16 protein-coding genes and 1 pseudogene are annotated in these 16,726 nt (G+C 64.8%); 12 read left to right on the forward strand and 5 right to left on the reverse strand.

The genetic code is table 11. The features are described 5' to 3' along the window. Positions 1 to 7 precede the first annotated feature (7 nt). A complete protein-coding gene (locus WHZ77_RS06935) occupies positions 8 to 847 on the reverse strand; it encodes a transporter substrate-binding domain-containing protein (RefSeq protein ID WP_375312997.1) in 840 nt (279 codons plus the stop codon). A gap of 238 nt (positions 848 to 1,085) precedes the next feature. Between WHZ77_RS06935 and WHZ77_RS06940 the strand changes: the two genes are divergently transcribed. From WHZ77_RS06940 to WHZ77_RS06985, 10 genes and pseudogenes are all read left to right on the forward strand, one after another. After that, positions 1,086 to 2,003, forward strand: a complete 918-nt coding sequence (locus tag WHZ77_RS06940) for an NAD(P)-dependent oxidoreductase (RefSeq protein ID WP_375312998.1) — start codon at positions 1,086 to 1,088, stop codon at positions 2,001 to 2,003. Between the two features lie 16 nt (positions 2,004 to 2,019). Further along, the gene (locus WHZ77_RS06945; RefSeq protein ID WP_375312999.1) at positions 2,020 to 2,373 is read left to right on the forward strand and encodes a RidA family protein; all 354 of its coding nucleotides are present in this window, start codon (positions 2,020 to 2,022) and stop codon (positions 2,371 to 2,373) included. 10 nt (positions 2,374 to 2,383) lie between these two features. Further along, positions 2,384 to 3,610 (forward strand): pyridoxal phosphate-dependent aminotransferase, encoded by a 1,227-nt coding sequence (locus WHZ77_RS06950; protein ID WP_375313000.1) that lies wholly within the window; start codon positions 2,384 to 2,386, stop codon positions 3,608 to 3,610. Beyond that, a pseudogene (locus tag WHZ77_RS06955) lies at positions 3,607 to 5,267 on the forward strand (thiamine pyrophosphate-binding protein). The gene WHZ77_RS06950 and the pseudogene WHZ77_RS06955 overlap by 4 nt, the downstream one beginning before the upstream one ends. Positions 5,268 to 5,270: 3 nt before the next feature. After that, a complete protein-coding gene (locus tag WHZ77_RS06960; RefSeq protein WP_375313001.1) occupies positions 5,271 to 6,536 on the forward strand; it encodes an NAD(P)/FAD-dependent oxidoreductase in 1,266 nt (421 codons plus the stop codon). A 9-nt stretch (positions 6,537 to 6,545) separates the two neighbouring features. After that, a complete protein-coding gene (locus WHZ77_RS06965; RefSeq protein ID WP_375313002.1) occupies positions 6,546 to 7,289 on the forward strand; it encodes an aspartate/glutamate racemase family protein in 744 nt (247 codons plus the stop codon). Between the two features lie 106 nt (positions 7,290 to 7,395). Beyond that, positions 7,396 to 8,100 carry a GntR family transcriptional regulator gene (locus WHZ77_RS06970; protein WP_375313003.1) on the forward strand — a complete coding sequence of 235 codons (705 nt, stop codon included), beginning with the start codon at positions 7,396 to 7,398 and terminating at the stop codon, positions 8,098 to 8,100. Positions 8,101 to 8,422: 322 nt separating this feature from the next. Then, positions 8,423 to 8,953: a thiamine pyrophosphate-binding protein gene (locus WHZ77_RS06975; RefSeq protein ID WP_375313004.1), complete on the forward strand. Its 531-nt coding sequence runs from the start codon at positions 8,423 to 8,425 to the stop codon at positions 8,951 to 8,953. A 5-nt stretch (positions 8,954 to 8,958) separates the two neighbouring features. Continuing rightward, positions 8,959 to 9,549: a thiamine pyrophosphate-dependent enzyme gene (locus tag WHZ77_RS06980; RefSeq protein WP_375314671.1), complete on the forward strand. Its 591-nt coding sequence runs from the start codon at positions 8,959 to 8,961 to the stop codon at positions 9,547 to 9,549. A 52-nt stretch (positions 9,550 to 9,601) separates the two neighbouring features. Next, on the forward strand, positions 9,602 to 10,381 hold the full coding sequence (locus tag WHZ77_RS06985) for an SDR family NAD(P)-dependent oxidoreductase (RefSeq protein ID WP_375313005.1): 780 nt from the start codon (positions 9,602 to 9,604) through the stop codon (positions 10,379 to 10,381). Positions 10,382 to 10,387: 6 nt separating this feature from the next. On the opposite strand, the gene WHZ77_RS06990 is transcribed toward WHZ77_RS06985, so the two are convergent. Genes WHZ77_RS06990 through WHZ77_RS07005 form a run of 4 tightly spaced genes read right to left on the reverse strand, consistent with a single transcriptional unit; the run spans position 10,388 to position 13,407 of the window. After that, on the reverse strand, positions 10,388 to 11,215 hold the full coding sequence (locus WHZ77_RS06990; RefSeq protein WP_375313006.1) for a carbohydrate ABC transporter permease: 828 nt from the start codon (positions 11,213 to 11,215) through the stop codon (positions 10,388 to 10,390). After that, positions 11,212 to 11,784, reverse strand: coding sequence for a carbohydrate ABC transporter permease (locus tag WHZ77_RS06995; RefSeq protein WP_375313007.1), 573 nt, complete (start codon positions 11,782 to 11,784; stop codon positions 11,212 to 11,214). Before WHZ77_RS06995 ends, WHZ77_RS06990 begins: the two co-directional genes overlap by 4 nt. Beyond that, positions 11,715 to 12,059 (reverse strand): hypothetical protein, encoded by a 345-nt coding sequence (locus WHZ77_RS07000; protein WP_375313008.1) that lies wholly within the window; start codon positions 12,057 to 12,059, stop codon positions 11,715 to 11,717. The genes WHZ77_RS06995 and WHZ77_RS07000 overlap by 70 nt, the downstream gene beginning before the upstream one ends. A gap of 7 nt (positions 12,060 to 12,066) precedes the next feature. Then, complete coding sequence (locus tag WHZ77_RS07005) at positions 12,067 to 13,407, reverse strand: ABC transporter substrate-binding protein (protein ID WP_375313009.1); 1,341 nt, start codon at positions 13,405 to 13,407, stop codon at positions 12,067 to 12,069. 186 nt (positions 13,408 to 13,593) lie between these two features. On the opposite strand from WHZ77_RS07005, the gene WHZ77_RS07010 reads away from it, so the two are divergent. Together WHZ77_RS07010 and WHZ77_RS07015 are read left to right on the forward strand one after the other, a co-directional pair. Continuing rightward, positions 13,594 to 14,538 carry a LacI family DNA-binding transcriptional regulator gene (locus WHZ77_RS07010; protein WP_375313010.1) on the forward strand — a complete coding sequence of 315 codons (945 nt, stop codon included), beginning with the start codon at positions 13,594 to 13,596 and terminating at the stop codon, positions 14,536 to 14,538. A gap of 35 nt (positions 14,539 to 14,573) precedes the next feature. Then, the gene (locus WHZ77_RS07015; RefSeq protein WP_375313011.1) at positions 14,574 to 16,724 is read left to right on the forward strand and encodes an ADP-ribosylglycohydrolase family protein; all 2,151 of its coding nucleotides are present in this window, start codon (positions 14,574 to 14,576) and stop codon (positions 16,722 to 16,724) included. The last annotated feature ends 2 nt before the right edge of the window (positions 16,725 to 16,726 follow it).

The raw sequence follows: 16,726 nt of genomic DNA on the forward strand, positions 1-16,726 counted from the left end.
ATGGCCGTCAGAACTGCACTTCTGGCGGGAGATCGTCGGGGGTGAGCCCGACTGCCTGGAAACCCTTCAGCATCCATTCGCGGGTCTGGCCCATCGCACGGTTGTAATCGGCCCAGGCGCTGAGGAAGTCCTTGTAGCGACGGTCGCTCTCGGCGCGGATGCCCATGTTGGTCGGCAGCGTCAGCAGCGGGCGCGGGATGGCGAGGTCACCGAGGTTCGGATTCTTCTTCAGGGTCGAGACCGAGAGCACCGCCAGCGAGACGTTGCAGTCGGCGCGGCCGGTGGCGACGGCAAGGATGGCCTCGTCGCGGTTCTTGAAGCCGAGGATGGTCGCCTTCGGGCAGTAGCGGCGCGCGATCGTCTCGTGCGTGGACCCGATGTCGACGGCGATCTTGACCTCGGGCTTGTTCAGCTCGGCCCAGGTCTGCGGCTTGGCAAAGCCCTTCTTGGTGATGACGGTGAAGGAGTGCACCAGGATCGGTGTCGAGAAGTCGATGACCAGCGCGCGCTCTGGCGTCGGGTTCACGGCAAAGGCGAGGTCGACCTTGTCGGCCTGCAGGTCCAGGATCTGGTTGCCCCAGGTCGATTCCAGCGTCTCGACCTTGGCCCCGAGCTTGCTGGCGATGTCGTTGGCCATGTCGATGCAGGCGCCGGACCATGTGCCGGTGGCGAGATCCTTATGGAAGTAGGGCTCCTGGCCCACGATGACGGCAACGCGCAGCACGCCATTCTTCTTGATGCGGTCGAGCGTGGAGGTCGGTGCGGTGTCGGCCTTGGCTGCGCTGCTCGCGGCGGCAATCGCGGCGCCTGCCAGCGCGACGGTGGTGAGTGCATCCCTGCGATTCATGGCTTGTTGCCTCCTGGAATTTGGGTCGGATCGTGTCCGGCCTCTGGACTATTTCTGTATTCAGAGTAAAATGCAATACGGTATTTCGATTTGCTGACCATTTGTGCGGCAAGGCAGAGATGAGCCCAATTATCTTGGCAGGATTGCGCAAAATTCCCCACGGTGAGGGGTTGTAAATCGCATTCAACTCTGAATACAAGACTGAACGCAATATGGAAGTGATCTGAAGGAGAGGCCTGTGCGCGCCCTATTCGTCGATGCGAACCAGACCCTGGCGGCGGTGACCGACAAGTTGCTGGCCTCGCAGAAGCTGCCGGTCAGCATCAATCGCAACCCCTCCATCAAGCCCGATGATCTGCCTGGCCTGCTCGGCGATGCCGAGATCATGATCGTCGACCACACCGCGGTGCCATCAGCGATCGCCGAGAAGTGCGCGAAGCTGAAGCATGTCGTCTTCCTCGGCACCGGCGCACGCAGCTACATGAATCCGGAAGAGCTCGCTGAGCGCGGCATCGCCGTCCATACCATCAAGGGCTATGGCGACACGGCGGTAGCAGAATGCGCGATCGCGCTGATGTGGGCCTCCGCCCGAAATTTTGGTGAGATGGATCGCGCCATGCGCGAGGGCAACTGGCTGCGCCGTGACGCGATGCAGCTCACCGGAAAGACGCTCGGCCTGATCGGCTTCGGCGGCATCGCGGCGGAAGCCGCGCGGATGGCGGCGGGCTGCGGCATGAAGGTGATCGCCTGGAACAGGACGCCGAAGACGCATCCCGGCGTCGAATTCGTTCCGCTGGAGAAACTGCTGGCCGACAGCCACGTCGTCTCGCTGCATCTGCTGCTCACCGACGAGACCAAAGGCTTTTTGTCGCGCGAGCGCATCGCGCAGATGCGCAAGGGGAGCATCCTGATCAACACCGCGCGGGGCGCGGTCGTCGACGAGGATGCGATGCTCGACGCGCTGCGCTCTGGGCACATCGCCCATGCCGGCCTCGACGTCTTCACCATCGAGCCGCTGCCGGCAGGACACCCCGTGACAAAGCTGCCGAATGTGACGCTGTCGGCGCATTCGGCGTTCCGCACGCCCGAGGCGAGCGACAATCTCATCGGCGCGGCGCTCGATCACTGCCGCCGCATCATCGCCACCGGCAAGTAAAGAATAAGGTCATTCCATGTCTGACATCACCCGCATCGACCAGAACGCCCGCCGCAGCCGCGCTTCAGTGTTCGGCGATCTCGTTTTCCTCGCAGGACAAGTGGCTGACACCAAGACCGCCGACATCACCCAGCAGACCAAGGAGGCGCTGGCGAAGGTTGACGACATGCTGGCGCGCGCCGGCACCGACAAGTCGCGCCTGCTCAGCGTGCAGGTCTGGCTCAAGACCATGGAGGATTTCGACGCCATGAACGCGGTCTATGATGGCTGGGTCGTGCCGGGCGATACCCCGACCCGCGCCTGCGGCAAGGTCGAGCTCGCCGATCCCGCCTTCCTCATCGAAGTGATCGCGATCGCCGCGCGCAAGTAAAGGCTCGGCCGTGACTGTCCAGGCTCCCGCATCGACCTTCCGCCCCGCCCGGCGCATCGGCGCGATCGGCGTCTCCGAGATCCTCAAGATCGGCGCGGTCGCGCAACGGCTGAAGCGCGAGGGACGGCCGGTGATCGTGCTCGGCGCAGGCGAGCCTGATTTCGATACGCCCGACCATGTCAAGGACGCCGCGATGCGCGCCATTCGCGCCGGCCAGACCAAATACACCATTCTGGACGGCACGCCGGAATTGAAGGCCGCCATCGCGCAGAAATTCCGGCGCGAGAACGATCTCGTCTACGCCGCCGACGAGATTACCGCCGGTGCGGGCGCCAAACAGGTAATCCACAACGCCTTCATGGCAACGCTCAGCCCCGGCGACGAGGTCATCCTCGCCGCGCCCTATTGGACCAGCTATGCCGACATGGTGCGCATTGCCGACGGCACGCCGGTCGACGTGCTCTGCCGCGAGGACAACGGCTTTCGCCTCGATGCCGCCGATCTCGAGCGCGCGATCACGCCGAAGACGCGCTGGCTGCTGCTGAACGCGCCGTCCAATCCGACCGGTGCGGCCTACTCCGCGGCGCAGCTGCGCCCGATCCTGGATGTGCTCAAGCGCCATCCGCATGTCTGGCTGATCGCCGACGACATCTACGAGCACCTGATCTATGACGGCATGCCGTTCGTGACAGCGGCGGCGCTGGAGCCGAGCCTGAAATCGCGCACGCTGACGGTGAATGGCGTGTCCAAGGCCTATGCCATGACCGGCTGGCGCGTCGGCTATGGCGGCGGCCCGCGCGAATTGATCGCAGCGATGGCCGTGGTGCAGAGCCAGAGCACGACCAACCCCTGCTCGGTGAGCCAGGCCGCCGCGATTGCCGCGCTGACCGGGCCGCAGGATCTGCTGGTCGAACGCCGCGCCGCATTCCAGCGTCGCCGCGACATCGTGGTCGACGCGCTCAACGCGATCGACGGCGTCATCTGCCGCCGGCCGGAAGGCGCGTTCTATACCTATGCGAGCTGCGCCGGCCTGATCGGCCGCCGCACGCCGGATGGCGTCACGATCGACAGCGATGCCGCGTTCTGCCGCTTTCTGCTGGAGAGGCATGACGTGGCCGTGGTGCCGGGCAGCTGTTTCGGCCTTGCACCTTATTTCCGCCTGTCCTACGCCACCTCGGAACAAAACTTGCGCGAAGCCGTGATGCGCATCGCCAAAGCCTGCAGGGAGCTGTCATGACCATTCGTAACACCCGCACCGGGGGCCAGATCCTGATCGATCAGCTGGTCGCCCAGGGCGTCGACCGCGTCACCTGCGTGCCGGGCGAAAGCTATCTGGCGGCGCTCGATGCGCTGCATGACAGCCCGATCGACGTCGTGATCTGCCGCGCCGAAGGCGGCGCCGCGATGATGGCGGAAGCCTATGGCAAACTCACCGGTCGCCCCGGCGTCTGCTTCGTCACCCGCGGCCCCGGCGCCACCAATGCCAGCCATGGCGTCCACATCGCGATGCAGGATTCGACCCCGATGATCCTGTTCGTCGGCCAGGTCGACACCGGCATGCGCGAGCGCGAGGCGTTCCAGGAGCTCGACTACAAGGCGGTGTTCGGCACCATGGCGAAATGGGCGGTCGAGATCGATCGTCCCGATCGTATCCCGGAGCTGGTCGCGCGCGCCTTCCGCGTTGCCATGCAGGGCCGTCCCGGTCCGGTCGTGATCGCGCTGCCGGAGAACATGCTGACCGAGACCGCGGCTGTTGCCGACGCCATGCGCATCGAGCCGGCGGTGAGCTGGCCGGCGCCTTCCGATGTCGAGCGCGTCGGTGCGATGCTCGCAAGCGCCAAGGCGCCACTCGTCATTCTCGGCGGCTCGCGCTGGACCGATGAAGCCACCAGGAGCATCGCGCGCTTCGCCGAGCGCTTCGACCTGCCGGTCGCGACCTCGTTCCGCCGGGCGTCGCTGATCGACGCCGACCATTCGCATTATGCCGGCGATCTCGGCATCGGGCCGAGCCCGGGCCTGAAGGTGCGCATCGACAACGCCGATGTCATTCTTCTCATCGGCGGGCGCATGTCGGAGATGCCGTCCTCGTCCTACACGCTGTTCGACATTCCGACGCCGCGGCAGAAGCTGATCCATGTGCATCCGGGCTCGGAAGAGCTCGGCCGCGTCTATCAGCCGGAACTGGCGATCCAGGCGAGCCCCGCCGCCTTCGCCGCCGCCGTCGAGACGCTGAAGCCTTCAGGCGCTGTCGCCTGGAAGGGCGAGGCCGCCAAGGCGCATGCCGATTACCTCGCCTGGACCGACAAGGCGCGCGAATTGCCGGGCACGTTCCAGTATGGCCAGGTCATGACGTGGCTGCGCGATCGCTTGCCGAAGGACGCGATCGTCTGCAACGGCGCCGGCAACTACGCCGGCTGGATCCATCGCCATCACCGCTTCCACAGCTTTGCCTCGCAGCTTGCGCCGACCTCGGGCTCGATGGGCTATGGCGTCCGGCGGCGGTGCTCGCGAAACGGCAATTTCCGGATCGCACCGTCATCGCGTTTGCCGGCGACGGCTGCTTCCTGATGAACGGCCAGGAGTTCGCGACCGCTGTGCAATACGACGTGCCGCTGGTCGTCATCGTCGTCGACAATTCGCAATACGGCACCATCCGTATGCACCAGGAGCGCGACTATCCCGGCCGCGTGGTCGGGACCCAGCTCAAGAACCCTGACTTCGCGATGTATGCCAAGGCGTTCGGCGGTCATGGCGAACGCGTCGAGCGTACCGAGGAGTTCGCGCCGGCGTTCGAACGTGCGCTCGCCTCGGGCAAGCCGTCGATCCTCCATTGCATCATTGATCCACGCGCGATCTCGGTCGGCAAGGATTTCACGCCCGCGGTGAAGGCGTAAGCGATGCAGCAGGGCCGCCACGTCGCCATCATCGGAGCCGGCGCGGTCGGCGTGATCAGCGCCATCGAGGCGCTGCGCGATGGTCATCGCGTCACGCTGATCGATCCGGGTGAGCCCGGTGGCGAACAGGCGGCAAGCTACGGCAATGCCGGCTGGCTGTCCTCGCATTCGGTGATCCCGCCGGCCGAGCCGGGCATCTGGAAGAAGGTGCCGGGCTATCTGATGGACCCGCTCGGGCCGCTGGCGATCCGCTGGTCTTACTTGCCGAAGGCGCTGCCCTGGCTGATCAAGTACCTGCTCTCCGGCTGGACCGAGGCGCGGGTCGCGAAGACGGTCTTCGCGCTGCGCGATCTCCTGAAGGACGCGCCGCTGCTGCACCGGAAGCTTGCGGAAGAGGCGGGCGTTCCTGAGCTGGTCGAGCGCAACGGCGTGATGCATGTGTTCCCGTCGCGCGGCAATTTCGACAACGACCTCGGCTGGCGCCTGCGCAAGAAGGTCGGCGTCGAATGGCTGGAGCTCAACGCCGACGAGATGCGTCAGCGTGAACCCGATCTGCATCCGCGCTACACGTTTGGCGTGGTGGTCGAGGAGGCCGGGCGCTGCCGCGATCCCGGCGCTTACGTCGCGGCGCTCGCCAATCATGCGCTGGCGAGCGGTGTCAAACTCGTACGCGCCAGGGCGACCGGTCTCAAGCTGAACGGCAACAAGCTCGTTGCCGTCATCACCGAGACCGGCGAGATTCCCTGCGATGCCGCCGTCGTCGCCGCCGGCGCGCATTCAAGGCGGCTCACCGCGTCGGTCGGCGATCCGCTGCCGCTCGAGACCGAGCGCGGCTATCACGTGATGATCGAGAACCCTGAGTCCGGGCCGCGCAGCTCGATGATGGCGTCCGATGCGAAGATGGTGGTAAACTGGACCGACAAGGGCCTGCGCGCCGCCGGCACGGTCGAGATCGCAGGCCTCGAGGCCGCGCCGAACTGGAAGCGCGCCGAGATTCTGCGCAATCATCTTCTCAGCATGTTCCCGAAACTGCCGAAGGACATTCCGGCCTCGCGCATCAAGACCTGGTTCGGCCATCGTCCGAGCATGCCGGACGGATTGCCCTGCATCGGCCATGCGCGGGCCTCGCGCGACATCATCTATGCCTTCGGCCACGGCCATATCGGCCTGGTTGGCTCGGCCCGCACCGGCCGTCTTGTCGCGCAGCTTCTGAGCGACAAGCAGCCGGAAATTCCGCTCGCGCCGTTCGCGCCCACTCGCTTCCTCTGAGATCGCACCATGACCACTCCAGCCAATTCGTCCTCTCGCATCGCCCGTGGCGGCAAGGCCATCTATGGCGCGCCGCTCGGCATCCTGATGCTGGAAGCGCGCTTTCCCCGCATTCCCGGCGATATGGGCAATGGCACGACCTGGCCGTTCCCGGTGCTGTATCGCGTGGTGAGCGGCGCATCGCCGGAGAAGGTGGTGCTGAAGGGCGCGGCTGGCCTGCTGCCTGATTTCATCGATGCGGCCAGGGATCTGGTGCGGCTCGGGGCCGAGGCCATCACCACCAATTGCGGTTTTCTCTCGCTATTCCAGAAGGAGATCGCGGCCGCCGTCGGCGTTCCCGTCGCGACCTCGTCGCTGATGCAGGTGCCGTGGGTGCAGGCGACCTTGCCGCCCGGCAAGCGCGTCGGCCTCGTCACGGTGTCGGGCTCGACCCTGACGCCGGCCCATCTCGAAGGTGCCGGTGTGCCGCTCGATACGCCGCTGGTCGGCACCGAGCACGGCAAGGAATTCTTCCGCGTCCTGATCAAGGCGGAGAAGGACGACATGGACGTCGCCCAGGCCGAGCGTGACGTGGTGGAGGCCGGCAAGCAGCTTGTCGCCAAGAACCCTGACGTCGGTGCCATCGTCCTCGAATGCACCAACATGCCGCCTTATGCGGCAGCCCTGCAGGCCGAAGTCGGGTTGCCTGTCTACGACATCTATTCCATGATCACCTGGTTTCATGCTGGACTGCGCCCGCGCGCCTTCGCCTGACGTCCAGTCGCAAAGCTCTGAACAAACGACCCCCAACTGTCGTTTGCATTGCAATCGCCTCGATAGCCCCAGTATATTGAACTGTGTTCGGGCATGAATGCAGTTGATGAAGAGCAACGTGGAACTGGCCTCCGATAGTATCGTCGATCGCGTCTATGAACAGCTCAAGGCGATGGCCGTGAGCTATGAGTTCAAGCCGGGCGAGCGGCTCAACGAGGGCGAGCTCGCCAAAAGGCTTGGCGTCAGCCGCACGCCGCTGCGCGAAGCGCTCAATCGTCTCAACACCGAAGGTTTCCTGCGCTTCACGCCGGGCAAGGGCTTCTTCTGCCGCGAGCTCGACGCGCACGAGATCTTCGATCTCTACGAGCTGCGCAAGTCGATCGAGGTGGCCTCGATCCGCCTCGCCATCAAGCGCGCCAAGGACGAGGACATCGACGCGCTGCTGAAATTTCTCGAAGCCACCGGCCCCGATCCCGGCGAGCGCTCGTCCGTGGAACTTGTCGAGCTGGACGAGACCTTTCACGAGCGGCTGATGGGGATGTCGAACAATGCCGAGATGCTGCGCGTGCTGCGCAACGTCAACGCCCGCATCCGCTTCGTGCGCTGGATCGACATGGACAGCATCAACCGCTCCAACACGCAAGCCGAGCACCGCGCCGTGATCGAAGGGCTGAAGGCGCGGAACGAAGAGGCCTGCGTCTCGGTGCTGGAGAAGCACATCGATCGCCGCCTCGATCGCATTACGTCGGCGATCAAGGAAGGCTACGCGCAGATCTACATGCCGGCCGCGGCGAGGTCTGCGGCGAACTAAGTAGCCCGAGCGGCAGTGCCTCTTCCCTTCTCCCCTTGCGGGAGAAGGTGGCGCGAAGCGCCGGATGAGGGGTATCGCTCCGCGAATATAGAGGCGCGTGAGTGCGCGGAGGCAACCCCTCACCGAGTGAGTGTGTGTCAACCTGCGGTGATGCCCTCTCCCGCAAGGGGAGAGGGCGCAGCAATGCGCACCGCGCTGCCGGTCCGCAACCGACAGCGAAAAGCCAGCTATACAATTCCTCGATATCTGATCGTCCCAGACGGTCAGCGCTTTCGCGCCCGAACATCGGTAGCGTGCCGCTCGAAATTCACGGAGACACGCGGTGCATAGCCCCAAGCCCAACCCCGAAATCGACTGGCCGTCCGAGCTCTATCGCATCCTGAAGGCCGCCGACGTCAGGCAGATGTCCTACGTCCCCGACGCCGGCCACAGCCAGCTCATCCGCATGTTCTCGGCCGACCGCGACGTCACCACCAACGTGCTGACCACGGAAGAGGAGGGCATCGCCATTGCCGCGGGCGCCTGGCTCGGCGGCCAGCGCAGCGTGCTGCTGATGCAGTCGAGCGGGGTTGGCAATTGCATCAACATGCTGTCGCTGTCGGCGATCGGCCGCTTTCCGCTCTTGATGCTGGTGACGATGCGCGGCGAATGGGCCGAGTTCAACCCCTGGCAGGTCCCGATGAGCCGGGCGACGCAGCCCTCGCTGGAGGCGATCGGCTTGAAGGTGATGCGTGCGGAGACGGCGGAGGATCTGGTCGAGACGGTCGAAGCGGCCGCAGCGCTCGCCTACGATTCCGACCAGCAGATCGCGGTCCTGATCGGGCAGCGCCTGATCGGCAAGAAGAAATGGTGATGTCGATGTCGAATGCCTCTCAACTCGATCGCCGTGCCGCCGTCGCGGCTCTCCTTCGGGATCGCAAGGATACGCTGGTCGTCTCCGGTCTCGGCTCGCCCACCTATGACCTTCATTCCGTCGGCGACCACGACGGCAATTTCTATCTCTGGGGCGCCATGGGCGGCGCCGCGCTGATCGGGCTTGGCCTGGCCCGGGCGCAGCCCGCCAAGCGCGTCCTCGCTCTGACCGGCGACGGCGAGCAATTGATGGGGCTCGGTGGCCTCGCCACCATCGGCGTCGCGCGTCCGCGCAACCTCGACATTGTCGTGATCGACAACCAGCATTTTGGCGAGACCGGGATGCAGGCGAGCCACACCGGTCGTGGAGTCGATCTCACGGGGATCGCGGTTGCTTGCGGCCTTGCCGCAACCGGCACCGTGCGGACGCTCGAGGAGGTGAAACGTCTCGCGACCGAGATCGCAGGACCGGCCGATGGACCGCGGCTCTTTGTCATCAAAGTTCTGGCGGAAAATCCGCCGCGTTCGCTGCCCTCGCGCGATGCCGTCTTTATCAAAAACCGGTTCCGTGCTCATCTCGGCTTTGCGGCGGCCTGAACCGGAGTCTGATCCGGGATGGCCGCCAAGCAGCACTTCTGGAGTGAGACCCATGAAACTATCCGGCAAGGTCGCCGCCATCACCGGCGCGGCGCGCGGCATCGGCAAGGCTTGTGCAAAGCGATTCCTCGATGACGGCGTCAAGGTCGTCATCTCGGATGTCGATGCCGATGGTCTGGCTGCAACGGCCGCCGAACTCGGGCGGCCGGACGCCTTGCGTACCGTGGTCGGCAATGTCGCCAGGCGCGCCGACGTGGATCAACTCGTCGCAACCGCCGTGAAAGAGTTCGGCCGGATCGACATCATGGTCAACAATGCCGGCGTCGCCCGCAACCGGGACATCCTGGAGATCTCCGAGGAAGAATTCGACGAAATCATCGGCATCAACCTGAAGGGCGCGTTCTTCGGCGTCCAGGCGGCGGCTAGGCAGATGATCGCGCAGGGCGGTGGCGGCGTCATCATCAACATGTCCTCGGTCAACGCGCTGCTGGCGATCCCGGCGCTGGCGACCTACGCCATGTCGAAGGGCGGCATGAAGCAGCTGACCTCGGTCGCCGCGGTCGCGCTTGCCCCGCACAACATCCGCGTCGTCGCGGTCGGGCCGGGCACGATTCTGACCGATATGGTGGCATCCTCGATCTACACCTCGGAGGATGCCCGCAAAACCGTGATGTCACGCACGCCGGCCGGCCGTGGCGGCGAGCCGAGCGAGGTGGCCTCCGTTGTCGCGTTCCTCGCCAGTGACGATGCGTCCTACATCACCGGGCAGACCATCTATCCCGATGGCGGCCGCCTGATCCTGAACTACACGGTGCCGGTGAAGGACAAGTAGCAAGCGTTACGACTTCACCGCGCCCGACGTCATGCCGTCGATGAACTGGCGCTGGAGCAGGACGAAGATCACGACGATCGGCAGCACGATGATGACGGCGGCAGACAGCATCTCGCCCCAGTCGGTCGAATACTGGCCGGTCAGATTGTAGAAGCGCACGATCGCCGTGACGTTGCTGTCGTTCTGGAGGAACGTCACGGCGATGACGAACTCGTTCCAGGCGTTCAGGCCGACGATGATCGCGACTGTCAACAGCCCCGGCCGCATCATCGGGAGGATCACGTACCAGAATATCTGCCACGGTTTTGCGCCATCGACTTGCGCTGCTTCTTCGAGCGCAACGGGAATCGCCAGCGCATAGGTGCGCAGCAGGAAAATCGCGAACGGCGAGAACATCGCGGTGTAGATCAGCGCCACGGCGGGGATCGAATTGACCAGGCCGAGCTTGGCGAACATGAAATAGAGCGGATAGAGGTAGAGCTGCACGGGCACGGTGATCGTGGCCATGAAGTAGAAGGTGATGAAGCGCCAGACCTTACCCTTCTGCCGCGCCAGCACATAGGCGCAGGGCGTCGCGGTGACGCAGACCATCAAAATGGTGAGGCTTGCGACCTCGGCGCTGTGCAGCAGGCTCGGCCCGAGCTGGGCGTTGCGCCAGGCCGAGGAGAAGTTCTCCCAGTGCAACTGGGTCGGCAGCGCGAGCGGGTTGCTGCCGATCTCGGCGGTCGTCTTCAGCGCGTTCATCACGGCGAGCACGATCGGCAGCAGCGAGCTGAACGATGCGACGCCGATCAGCCCGAGGCTGAATGTCCTGCTCCAGCGATCCCCGATCATGTCGATTGCGCGTCGTCGGTGATCTGGAGCCAGAGATAGACACCGGTCGCGCAGAGGCCGAACAAACTCATGACGCAGGCGGCGGCAGCGGCCTGGCCAACGTCGCCCTCGAAGAAGGCGTGACGATAAGCAAACGTCGCCAGCACCTCGCTGCCATAGGCCGGGCCGCCGCGGGTGACGATGAAGATGAACTCGAACACCTGGAACGACCAGATCACGGTCAGGATCAGCATGAGTGTGAGCGTCGGGCGAATGCCCGGAATCAACACGTAGCGGAACAGCGCAAGGAAGCCCGCGCCGTCGAGCCGCGCCGCTTCGATCTGGTCGACGCTGATCTGCCGCATCGCCGACAGGAACACGACCGCAAGAAAGCCCCACCAGTGCCAGATGTCGACGGCCGCGACCGCATAGAGCGAACGATCGGGGTCGGCGAGGGGATCGGAGATCGAAAAGCCGCGCTCGTTCAACCAGGCGACGATGCCGGTGGCCGGGCTGAAGATCATGCCCTGGAAGATGCGCCCCGTAACTGCAACCGCGATGATGCGCGGCAGGAAGATGATGGACTGCACGACGATGCGTGCTTCGGCGCCATCAGCAGTGCCGCGGCCATCACCAGGGCAAGGCAGACCGGCACGGTGAGAAAGATCGCCGTCCAAATGAAATTGTTGGTCAGCGCGGACCAGAACACGGGATCGGCGAACATGTTCTGGAAGTTGGCGAGGCCTGCCCACGCCGGCTTGCCGACACCATCCCACATGAAGAACGCCGCCGTGAATGTCAGCACGGCGGGCACCAGGATGATGCAGATATTGATCAGCAGCGCCGGGAGCGCGAACAACCACATCTTGAGGTCAGGCCGTCCGCGGCGGCAGCGGCGGCACCTTGCCGTCCTTCGCTTCCTGGGCGAACAGCGTCTGCATCCGCGTCAGGTAAGCATCCGGTGTGATCTTGTTGAGCCAGACCTGCTCGATGCCCTCGATCAAGTAGGAGTTGGTCGCACCCGGCCAGAACGTCCAGGTGGTGAAGCCGTACTGCCCCCTGCTGAAGGCTTCGTGCAAATTGGCGATGGTCTTCTCGAACAGCGGATAGCCGATGCCCTTGAGCATGTCCGGCGGCAGGTCCTTGACCGGCAGGGCCCATTTTCCGGGCCAGTCGCGGTTCATGGTCTCGTAGAACTTGCGCGTCAGCATGAACTCGAACACGGCGGCCGCGCCTTCCGCATTCTGCGATGTCTTGGCGATCGACAGCGTCGCGCCGCAGGCCAGGTGCACCAGCGATCCCGTGAAGGCCGAGCCAAGCGTCGGCGTCGGCATCACGTCCATCACCGTGTCGGGCTTCGACATGCCGTAGGATTTGGTACCGAACGACCAGGTGCCGCTGAACGCCATCGCCGCCTTGGCGTTGACGACCTGGAGGAAGCTCTGCTCGATCGTCAGCGAGAAGTAGTTCTTGCCGAAATAACCCTTGTTGTACCAGGCCTTTGACAGCTCGACGGCCTCGACAAAGGGCGGCGCGGTCCAGGGCAATTCGCCGGCGAGCGCCTTGCGGACATTATCGGGGCCGGCGACGTTGTTGAAGAACACCGTCATCAGCCACTCGTTCACGCCCTTCCAGTCGGCATTGCCGGCGCCGAAGGGGATGATGCCCTTGGCGAGCGCGGCGTCGGCGACCTCTTCCATCTCCTGCCGGTTGGTCGGCAACTTCCAGCCGTGCTGCTTGAACAGTTCCTTGTTGTAGAACAGGTGCATCGATTCGTAGTCGCGCGGCAGCGCATAGAGCTTGCCGCCGTAGACGCTGGTGTTGAGCAGCGGCGCGAGGAAGCGATCCTTCCATTTGTACTTCTCGGCGAAATCGTCGAGCGGCAGCACCTGCCCGGCATTCGCGATCGCGGTGAGATAGGCGGGACCGGCGGTCTGTACGATGTCCGGGCCGTTGCCGGCGACGAGGGCGACCTTCAGCAGATTGTTGACGGCGGCGCCCTTCACCTCGAGCTGAAGCAGATATTTGTCCTGCGAGGCGTTGAAGGCCTCGACCAGATCGTTGCGCAGCGCGGCCTGACCATCCGAGTTCGCCTGGCCGAACCAGAACGTCACGACCTTGCGTCCCTCCTCGGAGAGGGCGCCCCGCGGCAAGCCTGCCACAAGGGCTGCGGCGGGAATGGAGGCAACAAGCTGGCGTCGGGTCATGGTCATGGCGATGAACCTCGGTTTCCTCGGTACTGTTGACGATTGTTGATTTTCCCTTAGTAATACGTATAACTAGGCCTAATGGCGACGTCAACAACGAGGACGAAGCGGGGGAAGGGGCGCGACCGACCGACGCCGGCCCGCCCCACGCAGAAGGATATCGCGCTCGCGGCCGGCGTTTCGCAGGCAGCGGTGTCGCTCGTCCTGAACAAGACGGAGACGCCGTCCGTTCCGCCTGCGACGCGCACGCGCATTCTCCAGGTCGCGCAGGAACTGGGCTATCAGCCGAACCATCCGGCGCGCATGCTGCGCAGCGCGCGGACCATGACGCTGGCTTGCGTCATCCCTGACATCACCAATCCGTTCTATCCGGGCCTTGTGCGTGGGCTGCAGACGGTCGCGGCGCCGGCCGGCTATGACGTCCTGATCTTCGACACTGATGGCCGGCCGGACGGCGAGGCTCGCGCCATCGACTGGCTGTTGCAGGGACGCGCCGACGGCGTCGTCGCGACGTTCTTTCATCTGCGGGTGCCGCAGCTTGCCGTGCTCGCGCGCAAGGGCATTCCGCTGGTGCGGCTGGAAAGCCAGCACAAGCCGGACGGGCCGCTCGCGATCGACAGCGTCTATATCGACAACGCGGAAGCCGCCGCCGAGATGACTCGGTTTTTGATCGCGCGCGGGCATCGGCGCATCGCCATGATCCAGGCCGAATTCGGTCCGAGTCAGCGGCGCGCACATGGTTACGGCGCCGTGATGCGGGAGGCTGGGCTATCGCCGGATTTCATCACCGACAGCGCATACTCTGAAGAATCAGGTGCGCGTGCGATGAGACGTCTGCTCGAACGAAAGGGCGATCGCCCGACTGCCGTGTTCGGTGCGAGCGACGTGCTGGCGCTTGGTGCGATGGAGGCGGCGCGTGGTGCCGGTCTGTCAATTCCGAATGACATCGCAATCGCCGGCTTCGACGACATCCCGGTCGCAAAACTGCTCGGGCTCACCACGGTGCGGCAGCCGGAGTTTGATCTCGGCGCGCTCGCCGCGGAGACGTTGGTCAAGCGGTTGCAGCCGGGCGGGCTCGAGGCGCCAGGCAGGAGCCATGAGCTGAAATTCGAGATCATGAAGCGCTCGTCGGTCTGACCGGCGAGCCAAGAATTGGATATGGGAGTAAACAGGTGGCGGCTATTCCTCATGACTACGCGGAGCGCGTCTATGCCGGCGTGCTCGGCAAGCTCATCGGCGTCTATCTCGGCCGGCCTTTTGAGGGCTGGACCTATGAGCGCATCATGAAGGAGCTCGGGCCGATCAACTACTATGTCAACGAACGCCGCGACGTCGCCTTGCGTTCGCATCATCTCGTCGTCACCGACGACGACGTCTCCGGCACGTTTGCGTTTCCCCGCGCGCTCTCCGACAACGGCTACCCGAAGCGCCTGACGGCGAAGCAGGTCGGTCAGGCCTGGCTGAATTATATCGTCGAGGAGCGTGCCATCCTGTGGTGGGGCGGCATCGGCAATTCCACCGAGCACACCGCCTATCTCCGGCTGAAGTCCGGCATTCCCGCGCCGCAGAGCGGTTCGATCGAGCTGAACGGCCAAACCGTGGCCGAGCAGATCGGCGCGCAGATCTTCATCGACGGCTGGGCGATGGTGAGCCCGGGCAATCCCGAGCAGGCCGCCTATCTCGCCGAGCAGGCCGGGCGCGTCAGCCATGACGGCGTGTCCGTACATGCCGCAAAGCTGCTCGCGGCGATGGAAGCGCAGGCCTTCGTCGAGCGTGACGTGCAGAAGCTGATCGACGTCGGCCTCGGTTTCGTGCCGAAGGATTCGCTGATCCGGCGCGTCGTCAACGACGTTCGCGACTGGCATGCCGGCGACAACAGCAATGACTGGGAGCGCACCCGTGCGCTGATCGCCGGGCGCTATGGCTACGACAAATTCCTCGGCAACTGCCATGTCGTCCCCAACCACGCGCTGATCATTCTGGCTGTGCTCTATGGCGAGAACAGCTTTCAGGAAGCGATGCGGATCGCCAACACGGCCGGCTGGGATACGGACTGCAACGCCGGCAACGTCGGCTGCCTGTTCGGCATCCGCACTGGATTGGCCGGCCTCGACGCCGGACCGGATTTCCGCACGCCGATCGCCGACCGCATGTACGTCTCGACCGCCGACGGCGGGGCCGCGATCACCGATGCTGTGATCGAGACGCAGTCGCTGGTCGCGGCGGGACTGGTGCTCGCGGGCGCGCCCGCATTGGCCGTCGCCAAGAATGGCGCGCGTTTCAACTTCAATTTTCCGGGCAGCCTGCAGGGCTTCCATGCCAAGGGCGGAGCGCCGGCCCGCCTGCACGAGGTGCAGCTCAGCAACGTCGCCGGTCACAGCCGCAATGGCGAGCGCAGCCTTGCGATCGACTTCCGCCGCCTTGCGCCCGGCCGCGTCGCACGCGTCGCCAGCCCCACCTTCTTCGACAAGGAGGTGTTCACGATGCCGACCTACCAGCTGGTGTCCTGCCCGACGCTGTATTCCGGGCAGCGCGTCGAGTGCCGGTTGGAGTCGGAAACGGACAGCGGCGCCGTCGCAGTGCGCCTCTTCGCGAGCGTCTATGACGAGCGCGACGAGCTAGTCCAGATCTATGGCGATGCGCAGGAGCTCGCGGGCGGCAGCCAGGCCGTGCTGAGCTGGCAGGTACCGGAGACCAACGCCTATCCGATCTTCGAGATCGGCGTCGAGATCGTGACGCACGATCCGCTCGGCGTTGATGGCACGCTCTATCTGGACTACCTGACCTGGAGCGGCGCGGCCGACACCGTGCTGAAGCGGCCGGACGACAATCTCAGCACAATGTGGAAGCACGCCTGGGTCAACAATGTCAGCCAGTTCCAGACGCGGTGGGAAGGCCTGCGCGCCACCAATGGCGATGGGCTTGGTTTCGTCGCGCAGGGCACGCGCGACTGGAAGGATTATCGGGTGACCTCGGAGATCATGCCGCTGCTGGCGAACGCCTGGGGCCTCGCCGCGCGCGTGCAGGGACGTGAGCGCTATTATGCCCTGATGTTCGATCGCGCCGAGGGTGGGCGCGTGCGCCTGGTCAAGCGCGTGCACGACGAGATCGTGCTCGCCGGCGAGCGGTTCGCCTGGGAGCTCGATCGTAAATACAAGGTCGAGCTGCGTGTGGCCGGCACCGGCATCGAAGCCTATGTCGACGGCAAGAAGCTGTTCAGCGTGCACGATAGTGGCGATCTGCCCCTGACCGGCGGTGCGATCGCGCTCGTCGTCGACAGCGGCTCGATTTCCGCGGAGCAGGTCCTGATATCGCCCATCTAGGC

It is taken from the genome of Bradyrhizobium sp. A5 (assembly GCF_042076515.1).
Classification (GTDB): Bacteria; Pseudomonadota; Alphaproteobacteria; order Rhizobiales; family Xanthobacteraceae; genus Bradyrhizobium; species Bradyrhizobium cosmicum.

Coding starts and splice junctions, on each gene's coding strand:
- WHZ77_RS06935 (WP_375312997.1), bottom strand. CDS start 847: ATGAATCGCAGGGATGCACTCACCACCGTCGCGCTGGCAGGCGCCGCG.
- WHZ77_RS06945 (WP_375312999.1), top strand. CDS start 2,020: ATGTCTGACATCACCCGCATCGACCAGAACGCCCGCCGCAGCCGCGCT.
- WHZ77_RS06960 (WP_375313001.1), top strand. CDS start 5,271: ATGCAGCAGGGCCGCCACGTCGCCATCATCGGAGCCGGCGCGGTCGGC.
- WHZ77_RS06965 (WP_375313002.1), top strand. CDS start 6,546: ATGACCACTCCAGCCAATTCGTCCTCTCGCATCGCCCGTGGCGGCAAG.
- WHZ77_RS06970 (WP_375313003.1), top strand. CDS start 7,396: ATGAAGAGCAACGTGGAACTGGCCTCCGATAGTATCGTCGATCGCGTC.
- WHZ77_RS06980 (WP_375314671.1), top strand. CDS start 8,959: ATGTCGAATGCCTCTCAACTCGATCGCCGTGCCGCCGTCGCGGCTCTC.
- WHZ77_RS06985 (WP_375313005.1), top strand. CDS start 9,602: ATGAAACTATCCGGCAAGGTCGCCGCCATCACCGGCGCGGCGCGCGGC.
- WHZ77_RS06990 (WP_375313006.1), bottom strand. CDS start 11,215: ATGATCGGGGATCGCTGGAGCAGGACATTCAGCCTCGGGCTGATCGGC.
- WHZ77_RS07000 (WP_375313008.1), bottom strand. CDS start 12,059: ATGTGGTTGTTCGCGCTCCCGGCGCTGCTGATCAATATCTGCATCATC.
- WHZ77_RS07005 (WP_375313009.1), bottom strand. CDS start 13,407: ATGACCATGACCCGACGCCAGCTTGTTGCCTCCATTCCCGCCGCAGCC.